At 65.0% G+C, this 12382-nt stretch carries 12 protein-coding genes; 11 read left to right on the top strand and 1 reads right to left on the bottom strand.

Annotated features, from left to right (window positions below):
• Positions 1-28: 28 nt before the first annotated feature.
• The 3 genes from DBW_RS12645 to DBW_RS12635 are packed head-to-tail and all read left to right on the top strand — an operon-like array spanning position 29 to position 2876.
• Positions 29-541 (top strand): TRAP transporter small permease, encoded by a 513-nt coding sequence (locus DBW_RS12645; protein WP_066727865.1) that lies wholly within the window; start codon positions 29-31, stop codon positions 539-541.
• On the top strand, positions 538-1821 hold the full coding sequence (locus tag DBW_RS12640) for a TRAP transporter large permease (RefSeq protein WP_066727864.1): 1284 nt from the start codon (positions 538-540) through the stop codon (positions 1819-1821). Before DBW_RS12645 ends, DBW_RS12640 begins: the two co-directional genes overlap by 4 nt.
• Positions 1818-2876, top strand: coding sequence for a TPM domain-containing protein (locus DBW_RS12635; protein ID WP_157471890.1), 1059 nt, complete (start codon positions 1818-1820; stop codon positions 2874-2876). The genes DBW_RS12640 and DBW_RS12635 overlap by 4 nt, the downstream gene beginning before the upstream one ends.
• Positions 2877-2896: 20 nt before the next feature.
• On the opposite strand, the gene DBW_RS12630 is transcribed toward DBW_RS12635, so the two are convergent.
• Positions 2897-3463: a manganese efflux pump MntP gene (locus DBW_RS12630; RefSeq protein WP_066727862.1), complete on the bottom strand. Its 567-nt coding sequence runs from the start codon at positions 3461-3463 to the stop codon at positions 2897-2899.
• A 126-nt stretch (positions 3464-3589) separates the two neighbouring features.
• Between DBW_RS12630 and DBW_RS12625 the strand changes: the two genes are divergently transcribed.
• The 8 genes from DBW_RS12625 to DBW_RS12590 all read left to right on the top strand — a co-directional run bounded on the left by DBW_RS12625 (position 3590) and on the right by DBW_RS12590 (position 12367).
• Positions 3590-4561 (top strand): TAXI family TRAP transporter solute-binding subunit, encoded by a 972-nt coding sequence (locus DBW_RS12625; protein ID WP_066727861.1) that lies wholly within the window; start codon positions 3590-3592, stop codon positions 4559-4561.
• A 139-nt stretch (positions 4562-4700) separates the two neighbouring features.
• Positions 4701-5516, top strand: coding sequence for a DsbC family protein (locus DBW_RS12620; protein ID WP_066727860.1), 816 nt, complete (start codon positions 4701-4703; stop codon positions 5514-5516).
• A 140-nt stretch (positions 5517-5656) separates the two neighbouring features.
• Positions 5657-6427 carry an enoyl-ACP reductase FabI gene (locus DBW_RS12615; RefSeq protein ID WP_066727859.1) on the top strand — a complete coding sequence of 257 codons (771 nt, stop codon included), beginning with the start codon at positions 5657-5659 and terminating at the stop codon, positions 6425-6427.
• A gap of 264 nt (positions 6428-6691) precedes the next feature.
• Positions 6692-8347 carry a GTPase HflX gene (gene hflX, locus DBW_RS12610; RefSeq protein ID WP_066727858.1) on the top strand — a complete coding sequence of 552 codons (1656 nt, stop codon included), beginning with the start codon at positions 6692-6694 and terminating at the stop codon, positions 8345-8347.
• Positions 8348-8389: 42 nt separating this feature from the next.
• The gene (locus DBW_RS12605) at positions 8390-10093 is read left to right on the top strand and encodes a lytic transglycosylase domain-containing protein (protein WP_066727857.1); all 1704 of its coding nucleotides are present in this window, start codon (positions 8390-8392) and stop codon (positions 10091-10093) included.
• Between the two features lies 1 nt (position 10094).
• Positions 10095-10850, top strand: coding sequence for a hypothetical protein (locus DBW_RS12600; protein ID WP_066727856.1), 756 nt, complete (start codon positions 10095-10097; stop codon positions 10848-10850).
• Positions 10851-10934: 84 nt separating this feature from the next.
• Positions 10935-11660, top strand: a complete 726-nt coding sequence (locus tag DBW_RS12595) for a tetratricopeptide repeat protein (RefSeq protein ID WP_066727855.1) — start codon at positions 10935-10937, stop codon at positions 11658-11660.
• The gene (locus tag DBW_RS12590) at positions 11660-12367 is read left to right on the top strand and encodes a Smr/MutS family protein (protein WP_066727854.1); all 708 of its coding nucleotides are present in this window, start codon (positions 11660-11662) and stop codon (positions 12365-12367) included. Before DBW_RS12595 ends, DBW_RS12590 begins: the two co-directional genes overlap by 1 nt.
• The last annotated feature ends 15 nt before the right edge of the window (positions 12368-12382 follow it).

Raw genomic sequence — 12382 nt, 5'->3', positions numbered from 1 at the left:
GGGCGGTGCCCCCCGGCCTTTGGTTACCATGAACCGACCCCTGCCGAAATTTCTCGTCAAGCTCGATCACTGCGGGCGGCGCCTGGAGGATGCCTTCCTGGTCCTGCTCTTCTGTGCGCTCCTCGTTCTTGCCGCCCTGCAGATCGTGCAGCGCAACCTCTTCGCCGCCGGCTTTGTCTGGAGCGATGAGCTGCTGCGCATCCTCGTGCTCTGGGTCGGCCTGTTCGGCGCCGTCGCCGCCAGCCGGGACGACAACCACATCAATATCGATATCTTTTCGCGCTGGCTTTCCGGCCGGCTCGGCCTGGCGACCCGGGTCCTGGTCGATTTCTTTACAACCGGACTCTGCGGTCTGCTCGCCTGGCATGGCGGCCGCTTCGTCGCCGGCGAGCGCGAATACGCTACCACTCTCCTCGACGGGATTCCGGCGTGGCTGTTCGAGGCGGCGATTCCCCTCGCTTTTGGCCTGATCGCCTGGCGCTACGGCGTCTTCCTCATCCGGGACCTGCTCAGGCTGATTGCCGGGGAGGTCGCGGAATGATCCTCGCCGGCCTGGTTCTGATCCTGCTCGCCCTTTTCGGCGCGCCCCTCTTCGCGGTGATTGCCGCCAGCGCCCTGCTCGGTTTCCAGCGCTCCGGGGTCGATCTCTCCGTGGTCGCCATCGAGTTCTACCGTATCGCCGAAATGCCGGTACTGCTCGCCATCCCGCTCTTTACCTTTGCCGGCTACCTGCTCAGCGAGAGCCACGCCCCGCAACGGCTGGTGCGCCTGACCCGGGCACTGATCGGCTGGATGCCCGGCGGCCTCGCGATCGTCGCCCTGGCAGTCTGCGCCCTCTTCACCGCCTTTACCGGGGCCTCGGGGGTGACCATCATCGCCCTCGGCGCGCTCCTCTACCCGGCCTTGCGCGAGGACGGCTACACCGAAGCGTTCAGCCTCGGTCTGGTCACCACCTCAGGGAGCCTTGGCCTGCTCTTCGCGCCGTCGCTGCCGCTGATCCTCTATGGCATCGTCGCCCAGCAGAGCAGCGCCGGAGCCGGGGTCTCCATCGATCGGCTCTTCCTCGCCGGGCTCCTGCCCGGAACCCTGATGGTGCTCCTCCTTGGCACCTACAGCCTCTGGTGCAACCGTAACCACCGGCTCCCCCTCGCCGCCTCCTCCTGGCGCGAGGTCGGCGCCGCGCTCCGGGCGGCGAAGTGGGAGCTGCCGCTACCGCTGGTGGTGCTCGGCGGCATCTACGGCGGCTACTTCGCCGTCTCCGAAGCGGCGGCGGTCACCGCCGTCTATGTCCTTCTCGCCGAGGTCCTGATCCTGCGGGAGATTCCCCTGCGCAAGCTGCCGGGGATCATCCGGCAGTCGATGGTCCTGGTCGGCGGCATCCTGCTGATCCTTGGCGTCTCCCTCGCCTCGACCAACTACCTGATCGACGCCGGCGTCCCGACCCGGCTCTTCGCTTTTGTCCGCAACCACGTTTCGAGCCCGCTCACCTTTCTGATCCTGCTCAACCTCTTCCTGCTGGTACTCGGTGCCCTGCTCGACATCTTTTCGGCCCTGGTGCTGGTGGTCCCGCTGATTCTGCCGGTGGCGATCGGTTTCGGCATCGACCCGCTCCATCTCGGCATCATCTTTCTCGCCAACATGCAGATCGGTTACCTGACGCCGCCGGTCGGCCTCAACCTCTTTATCGCCAGCTATCGGTTCAAAAAACCGATTACCGTCATCTACCGGGCGACGATCCCCTTCTTCCTGATTTTGCTCCTCAGCGTCCTGATCATCACCTACTGGCCACAGCTCTCTCTGCTGTTGGTGGGAGGATCGTGAGAGCTTCAGGCACCTGGAAAAACTGGCGCTGGCTGATGCTGGGACTGCTGCAGGTCCTGGCCCTTTTCGGTTGTGAACAGGTCAATCCGGCCCCGGGCCTGATCGATGACCGGGCCGGACTGTTGACCCGGGCGGAACAACGCCAGCTGGGCACCTTGCAGAGCCAGTTGCTGAAACAGATCGACGTCCACCTCTGGCTGGTGATTCTCGACCAGCCCGCCCCCGATCTCGATGCCACGGCGCGGGAGCTGTTTGAAGAGTTCGGTCGCGAGAGCCTGGTCCGGGGCGCCCGCGGGGTGCTGTTGCTGGTTGATCCCGAGGGGAACCAGGTGCGCATGGAGATTGGTTACGATCTCGAAGGAATCTTCCCCGACGCTTTTATCGGTTATATCGAAATGCGGCAGATGGCCCCCTTCTTTGCCTCCGGCCGGGTCGCCGACGGCATCGCCGCCACCACCGAGCTGCTGGTCGGCAAGGCCCTGAAAGGCGAGGAGCCAGCAGAATCAGCGACTTCCCCGTTGCCGCTTCGCCATGCCGGGGGCGGAGCCGGGGCGCGCATCCCGGTCGCTATCGGTGCCGGCGCTGCGTCAGCGGTCGTGGCCACCCAATCCGACCGCTTTCGCGCCCAGCCCACGCCGCTGGCCACCCTCGACCTTTACCGCCAGGTCCTGCGTTTGCGCCTGAAGGACCCAGACCTCGATCTCTACACCACGGAAACCCGACAGTTTCTGCGGCGCTGGCTGGTGACCGATGTCCAGCAGGACAATGAACTGGCCGCTCTCGATGCCGCCTGGAGTCATGCGGCGGTAATCAGCAACGGGCCGCTGGCGGTGATCCGCTTTCCGATCGAAGAGCGGCGCAACCCTCCCTATTTTCTGCACCGTAAAAACGGCGGCTGGCATCTCGATATCGCGGCGATGAATCGCCTGGTCGCCTTCAACCACCGCAACCAGTGGCATTTTCGCAATCTCGATCACGGTTACATGTTCGGATTCAGCGACTGGCAGTTCGATGTCACCGGCTTTCCCCATCGGGGCATGGGGGGGCGGCGCTGAGTGCTGAGGGAGGAGATGGGTCAGGGGTGCTGGAGGACGATCTTGATGCCGATGGCGATGAGGATCAGGCCGCCGGCTATTTCGACCCGTGGTCCCCAGAGGGCGCCGAGGCGGGCGCCAATGCGGCGGCCGAGGAGCATGCCGGCAACGGTCAGGCCGCCGGCGACCAGACCGATAACCAGCGCCGGCAGCCAGATCGAAACCTGGAGCATCGCCAGGGAGAGGCCGACGGCGAGGGCGTCGATGCTGGTCGCGACCGAAAGGAGCACCAGGGTCAGCCCCCGGGTCGGGTCGCGCTCGTCCCGCACCTCGGCAGCGGCGAAGGCTTCGTGGATCATCTTGCCGCCGACAAGGGCGAGGAGTCCGAAGGCGACCCAGTGGTCGTAACTTTCGATCCAGCGTTGAATGGTCAGGCCGGCCAGCCAGCCGAGGATGGGCATCAGCCCCTGGAACAGGCCGAAGTGAAAGCCGAACCGGAAGAGGTGGCGGCCGCCGAGGCGCTGCAGGGTCAGCCCGGCGCCGAGGGCGACGGCGAAGGCGTCCATGGCGAGAGCGAGGGCGATGGCAAAGATGCTGAAAATATCCATGGACTGGGTCTTGAGAGGGTGACGGCAACCGGATGGCAGGCGGATTTTTTCACGGCGGCGGTCTGCTTGTCAACCGCCATCCGTCCACCCTGGCGTCTAGGTTCACTTTCCGGGGGAGAAGAGCGCATGAAAAGATTTCTTTCACTGTTCGCCATCACCACGTTGATAATTTTTGCTCCGGCCGTGGCCGCTACGGCGACCGAGTACGTCACCATTGGTACCGGGGGGCTGACCGGCGTTTACTACCCGGCGGGCGGGGCGATCAGCAAGCTGGTCAACATGAAGCGCAAGGAATACAACCTGCGCATGACCGTCGAATCGACCAGCGGCTCGGTCTACAACGTCAACGCCCTGATGGCCGGAGACCTGGAGCTCGGCGTGGTCCAGTCCGATATCCAGTACGAGGCCTACACCGGCCGCGGCGCCTGGGCCGGTAAGCCGCAGACCGAATTGCGGGCGATGTTTTCCCTGCATCCCGAGGCGGTAACGATCCTCGCCGCGGTCGACAAGAATATTCGGTCGGTGGCCGACCTGAAAGGAAAGGTGGTCGACATCGGCATCCCGGGGACCGGCCAGCGGGTCAATGCCCTCGATCTCTTCAAGGCGGCGGGAATCGATGTGGACAAGGATCTCACCACCGAAGGGATCCAGCCGGTGGTGGCGGCCGGCATGCTGCAGCGGGGGCGTATCGACGCTTACTTCTACACCGTCGGTCACCCCAACGGCTCGATCCGGGAGGCGGTTTCGGGGCGGCGCAAGGTCAACTTCGTGCCAGTCGCCGCCGAGCTGGTGAAGAAGCTGGTCGCCGGACAGCCCTACTACGCGCCGGTCCTGACCTCGGTCAGGGACTACCCGGGGGTGGCCAACCAGGACGATGTGCCAACCTTCGGCGTCAAGGCGACGATCTGCACTGCGGCCGATATCCCTGAAGAAACCATCTACCGGATCACCAGGGAGGTCTTCGAACATATCGACGAGCTGCGCACGTTGCATCCGGCATTGGCGACCCTGACCCGGAAGAATATGCTGGAGGGGCTCTCGGCGCCGCTCCATCCCGGCGCCGCCCGCTATTTCCGGGAGGTCGGCCTGATCAAATAAGGTGCGCTCCGGAGAAGCTCGCCGGAGACCCTCTTGCGCCGGGAGGGTTAAACAAGTAAAATAGCTCCTTGTCCAGGAACCACCGGAGAACGACGGGCAGGGTGCCGGTCGGCAAGGTGGTCGATAGAGGGGTTATCCGATGAAGTTGCTGCCCGTTCTGGTTTTCGTCCTGTTGCTCTCCACGCCAGCCCTCGCCTTCATGGAAGGGGGCTGCGGCGCCGGCAAGTGTGCCGACTGCCACAGCCTCACCGTCACCGAGGCAAACCGCCTGCTCGGGGACGGCGTCGATCGCGTCCTCAAGGTCGAGGAGGCGGAGATGCCCGGCGTCTGGGCGGTCGAGGTCGAAAAGAATCAGCAGAAGTTCCCCCTCTACGTCGACTATTCCAAGTCCTACGTGGTTTCGGGCAACATCATCCGCCTTGCTGACAAGAAGAACGTGACCCAGGAGCGGATGGCCCGCAGCAACAGCATTGATGTCAAGCGCATTCCCCTGGAGGATGCCCTCCTCCTTGGCAGCCCCACCGCCAAAACCAGGATCATCGTCTTCACCGACCCTGAATGTCCCTACTGCCGCAAGCTCCACGCCGAGCTCAAGCAGGTGGTCGCCGCCGATCCGCAGATCGCCTTTTACATCAAGCTCTTCCCGTTGGCGATGCACCCCAACGCCGACAGCATCTCGCGCAGCATCGTCTGCGCCCGCTCCCTGGAAATGCTCGAAGCGAGCTTTGCCGGCCAGCCGGTGCCCCCGCCGCTCTGCAGTGGCCAGGAGGTCGACGACACCCTCAAGCTCGCCGCCGAACTCGGAATTCGCTCGACGCCGACCCTGGTCCTCCCCGACGGCAAGATCCTGCCCGGCTACCGCCAGGCCGACGACCTGCTGATCCTCCTCGGCAGCGACAAGTCGCTGCCGGAGACCCCCGCGGCGAAAGCGGCCGCTCCTGGTCAAAAACCTTGATTTACGGGCCATAGTCTGATAGATAATGCTACTTCGCTAGCGGCTCCTTCGCGGCGGAGCGGTCATGCAGGATTCCTGCGATTTATCCCGCCCGGGGGCGGCGGGTAGCGCGGTTATCAATTTCCACGGAGGACGAAGCAATGGGTCTGATGAAGGGCAAACGCGGCATCATCTTTGGTGTCGCCAACGATATGAGTATCGCCTGGGGGATCGCCCAGCAGTTGCACGAGCAGGGGGCCGAAATGGCCTTCACCTATCTCAACGAGGCGCTGGAGAAACGGGTGCGTCCCCTCGCCGAGAGTGTTGGCGCCAGCCTGATCCTTCCGTGTGACGTGGCGAGCGATGCCGATATCGAGCGCACCTTTGCCGAAGTCGGCAAGGCCTGGGGGAAGATCGACTTCGTCGTCCACGCCGTCGCCTTCGCCAACCGCGAAGACCTCAAGCGTCCCTTCAGTCAGACCAGCCGTGACGGCTTCAAGCTGGCGATGGATATCAGCGCCTACTCCCTGGTCGCCGTCACCCGCTACGCCGTGCCCCTGATGCCCGACGGTGGCAGCATCCTCACTCTGACCTACCTCGGCGCAACCCGCACCGTTCCCAACTACAACGTCATGGGCGTCGCCAAGGCCGCGCTGGAGTCGGCGACCCGTTACCTCGCCGCCGAGCTGGGCGAGCAGGGGATTCGTGTCAACGCCATTTCCGCCGGGCCGATCCGCACCCTGGCCGCCTCGGGGATCGCCAATTTCAAGTCGAAGATCGCCCTGATGGACGATTACGCGCCGCTGCGGCGCACCGTCACCCAGGAAGAGGTCGGCAAATCGGCCGTCTATTTCCTCTCCGATCTCGGCAGCGGCGTCACCGGCGAGGTTCATTTTGTCGATGCCGGCTTCAACGTCGTGGTCTCGGCCTGATGCTGCGGTCTTAGTCTGCCTGAGCATACCGGGGACCCCTGCTGGGGTCCCCTTTTGTTTGAACAACTTTTTCGCCTGGCTTCTCCGGACAACGATCAAATCTGATCACCACGGGTTTTCAGGGTCGGTGCAAGGGATTTGTTCCGAGTGATTTGGCCTGATCCGTCTAATCCGTCTTCATCCGTGGCCAAGGAATCCCTTTCTCTGGTCGCAGCAGTCTTTCTCACGCGCCAGCGCGTGAAAACCTTGATAGCGGGTTAAGCCATGGCTCAGACCACCCTCTACGGTAACCTCGCCGGTCTCAAGCCGAGCCAGCTCCAGGCGCTGGAGCGGATCTATCGCCGGCGTATTCCTCCCGAGCAGCTGATCTCCCCCGAACTCGGCCGCTACCTGACCGAGCGCTCCCATGAGCTGCGTCGCCAGCTCGGATTGATCATCGACCGCGCCGGGACGATTCACCATGTCATCGTCGGCGACGACCGTGAGATCGTCATTCCCGACCTCTCCGCCTTCAGTTTCGGTCGCAGCGGCCTGCGCGGCCTGCGCTGCGTCCACACCCACCTGAAAGGGGAGCCCCTTTCCCAGGACGACCTTACCGACCTGGCGCTGCTGCGGCTCGACCTGATCGCCGCCATCGCCGTTGGCAGCGACGGCCTGCCGGGACGGGTCGATTATGCCCATCTGCTGCCGCCGCGCCCGGGCCAACCCGCCACCCAAATCCTGGCTGCGCCCCATCTCCACGACTTCGAGCTCGATCTCACCGCCTTTTTGCCCGCCCTCGACGCCGAGCTCGAGCGGAAGATGGCCGAGACCGTCGATCTCTCCGACACTCGCGAGAAGGCGCTGCTGATCTCGGTCAGCCAGGCGCCGCGTCAGGCGATCGAAGACTCCCTCGACGAGCTGAGCGAGCTAGCGCGCACCGCCGATGTCGTCGTCCTCGAGCGGGTGGTGCAGCGCCCGCGCCAGCTCAACCCCAATACCCTGATGGGGGAGGGGAAGCTCAAGGAGGTGATCATCAGCGCCCTGCAGCAGGGAGCGACACTGCTGATCTTCGACCAGGAACTTTCCCCGGTGCAGGCCCGTTCACTGGCCGCCATCACCGCGCTGAAGATCCTCGACCGGACCCAGCTGATTCTCGACATCTTCGCCCGCCGCGCCCATACCCTCGACGGCAAGGTGCAGGTCGAGCTCGCCCAGCTCAAGTACATCCTGCCGCGGTTGCGCGGCAAGGGGAGCGCCATGTCGCGCCTGATGGGCGGCATCGGCGGCCGCGGTCCGGGGGAGACCAAGCTCGAGATCGACCTGCGCCGCATCCGCGAGCGCATCTCGCGGCTCGAAAAACAGCTCGACACCCTCGCCCGCGGCCGCAAACAGCGGCGCCAGAAACGGATCCGCGCCCAGGTGCCGATCGTCTCCATCGTCGGCTACACCAACGCCGGCAAGTCGACCCTCCTCAACGCCCTGACCCAGAGCAGCGTCTTCACCGAGAACCTCCTCTTCGCCACCCTCGACACCGCCACCCGCCGGTTGCGCTTTCCGCTGGAGCGGGAGGTGATCATCACCGATACCGTCGGCTTCATCCGCCAGCTGCCGAAGAACCTGATCGGCGCCTTCAAGGCGACCCTGGAAGAACTTGAGGATGCCGACCTGCTGCTGCACGTGGTCGATATCGCCAACCCGCGCTTCGAAGAGCAGATCATGGCGGTCGAAAGGATTCTCGCCGACCTCGAACTCGACCGTATCCCTCGCCAGCTCGTCTTCAACAAGATCGACCTGATCGATGCCGGCGAGGCCAAAGCCCTGGCACGGCGCTTCTCCGCCCTGCCGGTTACCGCCCTCGACCGCTCCAGCTTCCTGCCCCTGCTCGCCGAACTGCAGCGCCGTTTCTGGCCCGGTGAGGCGGAACTCCTTGACACATAAGGGGAACTCCTATAGCCTGTGGCGGTTTTTCAGGAGGAATTGATGATGCGTTCTTTTCTCGCTGCCATCCTGGTGGCTCTACTTGCCGGCTGCCTGCCGTCCACGCCTCCCCCGGCGAAGGGACCGGTTGCGGCAACCGCCCCGGTTGACCCTGCCACACTGCCGCTGCTGATTGCCGCACCGGACGACCTCGCTCTTTCCGGTGAGAACGAAGTCGATGCCGCCCTAGCCGAAATCGAGTCGCTGGCCAAAGAGGCGGCGGTTGAGGTGGAGGGGGTCGATGCCGAAACCCTCGAAGACAACGCCGTCCTCGCCGGCGCCGACCAGGCAGCCCCCGAGGAAGAGGGAATCACGGTACCGGCCGCGGTCACCTTCGACTTCCCGGTGGTGGAAAACGACAAGGTTCGCTACTTTCTCGACTACTACACCGGCCCGGCGCGCAACGCCTTCAATCGTTGGCTCGCCCGCTCCGGCCGCTACCTGCCACAGATGCGCGAGACCTTCGCGGCCGCCGGCCTGCCGCAGGACCTCGCCTACCTGGCGATGATCGAATCCGGGTTCAACGACCGCGCCTACAGCTGGGCTCACGCCGTCGGCCCCTGGCAGTTCATCGAGAGTACCGGGAGAATGATGGGGCTGAAGAGCGACTGGTGGCGTGACGAGCGTCGTGACTTCGAGAAATCGACCGCTGCCGCCGCCCGTTTTCTCAAGGACCTGCATCAGCGCATGGACGGCGACTGGTACCTGGCGGTCGCTTCCTACAACGCCGGCCCCGGCAAGCTGGCGACGGCGGTGCGCAAGTACGACACCCGCGACTTCTGGGAGCTCTCCCGCGGCAAGTACCTGCAAGCCGAAACCAAGAACTACGTGCCGAAGCTGCTGGCGGCGATGCTGATCGCCAAGGAGCCGGAAAAGTACGGCTTTACCGACATCGAGTACCATGACCCCCTCGCCTACGACACGGTGACGGTGCCGAGCGCTACCGACCTCGAGATCGTCGCCCGTCTCTGTGACGTCGACTATGAGCTAATCAAGCAGCTCAATCCCGAGCTCAAGCGCTGGTGCACGCCGCCGGGCGAGACCGACTACCAGCTGCGGATTCCCGCTGGCAGTCGCGAGCAGTTCCTCGCCGGCTATGCCAAAATCCCCGCCAGCCAGCGCGCCAACTACAAGCATCACAAGGTCAAGCGCGGCGACACCCTGCTCGCCCTGGCCAAGCAGTACGGCATCCGCGTCGATGACATCATCGCCCTCAACCGCATCAAGAACCCGCGGGTGCTCTCCATCGGCACCGACCTGGTGCTGCCGCTGCACAAGAGCTTCAGCCGGCTGCCGGTGGATGAGCTCAAGGACGACTATATCCGCACCCGCCGCCAGCTCTACACGGTGCGCAGCGGCGACAGCCTCTGGAAGATCTCGCAGCGTTTTGATGTCAGCGAAAAAGAGCTGCGGGTCTGGAACCGCCTCGGCTGGAGCAACACCATCCGCCCCGGTCAGGTCCTGGTCGTCTCCGCCAAGGGGGCGAAACAGGCCAAGCCGGTCAAGACGACGGCCAAGGCGAGCAGCGGACCGACCCAGAAGGTGATCTACAAGGTCCGTCCCGGCGACACCCTCTGGGGGATCGGGCGCCAGTTCGATGTCGGCACCGCGCAGATCATCGGCTGGAACAATCTCTCCGCCGACCACGTGCTGCGCCCCGGACAGACCCTGACCCTGCTCGTCCCCGCCGCTGACCACCAGGGTTGAGATGGAGCGCGCGCTCTTTCTCAACCGCCTCGACGGCGCCCTGCCGGCCGGTTTTTCCCGCCTCTACTTCGGCGCCGAGTTCTGCCCCTGGATGTTGCCGACGCTCCCCGCACTGCGTCAGGCGCTGCAGGCCGCCCGCAGCGCCGGCATCCCCTTCACCCTCGCCACCCCGGTCCTGATCGAGACCTCCCTCGACCCCCTGCGCCGCCTCCTTGGCGAGTTTCTGCCGCTGCTCGCCGCCGGTGACGAAGTGCTGATCTCCGATCTCGGCGCCCTGGAGCTGGTGCGGGAAGTCGATCCGGAGCGGACCGTCGTCCTCGGCCGGGTCCTCTCCGGGCAGAAGCGCGGGCCGCAGATTCTCGACCTCAAGCTCTCAGCCGCCGAGCAGGAGTACTTTCGCAGCGGCAGCTGGTACGCCGCCGGGGCCAGGGCTCTGCTGGCAGAACTGGGGATCGCCCGGGTCGAGCTCGACAACCTGCTGCAGGGGATCGCGCCCCTGCCGGGCGGCCTCCACGGGTCGCTCCACTACCCCTATGCGATGGTCGCCAGCAGCCGCAACTGCCCCTACCGCAGCGGCAGCGACCCGCGTGGCTGCGCCGCCGGCTGCGGGGAGGTTTTTACCCTCAGCTCGCCGCGTCACCGGGTGCCGCTGCTGCAGGGGGGGAACACCCAGTTCCTGCGCCACGACACGCTGCCGGAAGACCTCGCCGACCGTGGCATCGATCGCCTCGTCTGGCACCCCGTCCTGCCGCGCTGAACCTGCGAATGTTTTGACATTTGCCGGGAGGGTTGCTACACTCTTGCCCGCTGCAAACTCACCCCGAAAGGACCCATCCATCCCATGCTCAACCTGGTCATTGCCCTGGTCATCAGTCTCCTCGTCAACTTCGGCCTCATCCAGGCCTTTGACGTCAATATCTGGATCTCGTCGGCGATCGCCCTGGCCCTCTTTGCCGGCATCTACTTCCTCGCCACCCGCTTTGTCATGAAGAAGATCGGCGTGCTGATGGAGAGCGCCCAGCGCGACCTCCAGGCCCAGCGCTGGGAGAAGGCGATCCGCACCCTGCAGAGCGGCATGAAGTACGCCCCCTGGCAGCTCTTCATCAAGGGGCAGATCAACGCCCAGATCGGCACCGTCCTCTACCTGAAGCGCGACTTCACCGAGGCCTTCGACTACCTGCAGAAGTCTTTTGTCCGCCACTGGGTGGCGATGGCGATGCTCGGCATCTGCTACATGAAGCGCAACAAGAGCAAGCAGATGATCGCCACCTTCGACAAGGCGACCGCTGCTACCAAGAAGGAGCCGCTGCTCTGGGCGATCTACGCCTACTGCCTCGACAAGATCAACGAGCGGAGCAAGGCGATCGCGACCCTCGAACTCGGCCTCAAGCGCTGCCCCGGTGATGCCGACCTCGAGGAGAATCTGGCCCTGCTCAAGGCGGGCAAGAAGATGAACATGAAGGGCTTCGGCGATATGTGGTACCAGTTCCACCTCGAGAGCACCGGCACTCTCATCAAGCAGCAGACCAAGCTGATGCAGGGGCGGCGCAAGATCGTCCGGCGCTGATGGCGAAAAAGAGTTCCAAACCGAAATCGAAAGATTTTGCCAATAACCCCTTCAGGGATCTGAAGGGGTTGTCTGTTTCCGCCAGTGCTCCGCCGGAGGCGCCGAAAAAGGAGTTCGTCCCACGCCCCCCGCCCGCGCCGCCGCTCTCGGAGGAGGAGCTCTTTGCCGCCGAGATGGCGCTGCTCGGCGTCGCCCAGAAGGACGAGGCCAACGCCCTCGAAAAGCCGCTCCCCCCTGAAACCGAGCGACGCGCCCCCGCCAAGGCGCCGCCGCGCGCCACCCCCGAAGACGAGTTCCTCGCCGCCGTTGGCCAGCTCGATGTCACCTTCAGCGACGATTACCCCGAACCGCTACCCCCTGACGATCTCCCCCGCGCCGCCCCCCGCCGCATGCGCCAGCTGCGCCGCGGCCAGCTCCTCCCCGAGGCGACCCTCGACCTCCACGGCCTGTTCCGCGAGCCGGCGCTGGAGAAGGTGCGCTGGTTCCTGCAGGACGCTGCCTACCAGAGGCAGCACACCGTCCTGATCGTCACCGGTCGCGGCCAGCACTCCGCCGAAGGGCCGGTGCTGCGCGAGGCGGTCGCCCGCTACCTGCGGGAGCAGACCGGAAAGCTGGTCCTCGAATGGGGCGTCGCCCCGCCGCGCCTTGGCGGCGACGGCGCGCTGGTCGTCTTTCTGCGCAGCAGCGGGGGGGGAGGAGAGGGGTAAGCCCCCAGGTGCCGG

Source organism: Desulfuromonas sp. DDH964, assembly GCF_001611275.1.
GTDB lineage: Bacteria > Desulfobacterota > Desulfuromonadia > Desulfuromonadales > DDH964 > DDH964.
Note: the sequence above shows the minus strand (reverse complement) of the source record. Positions and strands in the feature narration are given on the sequence as shown.

What these genes read in the sequence shown, in the direction of transcription:
- DBW_RS12645 (WP_066727865.1), top strand. Translation starts at nt 29, where the DNA reads ATGAACCGACCCCTGCCGAAATTTCTCGTCAAGCTCGATCACTGCGGG.
- DBW_RS12640 (WP_066727864.1), top strand. Translation starts at nt 538, where the DNA reads ATGATCCTCGCCGGCCTGGTTCTGATCCTGCTCGCCCTTTTCGGCGCG.
- DBW_RS12630 (WP_066727862.1), bottom strand. Translation starts at nt 3,463, where the DNA reads ATGGATATTTTCAGCATCTTTGCCATCGCCCTCGCTCTCGCCATGGAC.
- DBW_RS12625 (WP_066727861.1), top strand. Translation starts at nt 3,590, where the DNA reads ATGAAAAGATTTCTTTCACTGTTCGCCATCACCACGTTGATAATTTTT.
- DBW_RS12620 (WP_066727860.1), top strand. Translation starts at nt 4,701, where the DNA reads ATGAAGTTGCTGCCCGTTCTGGTTTTCGTCCTGTTGCTCTCCACGCCA.
- DBW_RS12615 (WP_066727859.1), top strand. Translation starts at nt 5,657, where the DNA reads ATGGGTCTGATGAAGGGCAAACGCGGCATCATCTTTGGTGTCGCCAAC.
- hflX (WP_066727858.1), top strand. Translation starts at nt 6,692, where the DNA reads ATGGCTCAGACCACCCTCTACGGTAACCTCGCCGGTCTCAAGCCGAGC.
- DBW_RS12605 (WP_066727857.1), top strand. Translation starts at nt 8,390, where the DNA reads ATGATGCGTTCTTTTCTCGCTGCCATCCTGGTGGCTCTACTTGCCGGC.
- DBW_RS12600 (WP_066727856.1), top strand. Translation starts at nt 10,095, where the DNA reads ATGGAGCGCGCGCTCTTTCTCAACCGCCTCGACGGCGCCCTGCCGGCC.
- DBW_RS12595 (WP_066727855.1), top strand. Translation starts at nt 10,935, where the DNA reads ATGCTCAACCTGGTCATTGCCCTGGTCATCAGTCTCCTCGTCAACTTC.
- DBW_RS12590 (WP_066727854.1), top strand. Translation starts at nt 11,660, where the DNA reads ATGGCGAAAAAGAGTTCCAAACCGAAATCGAAAGATTTTGCCAATAAC.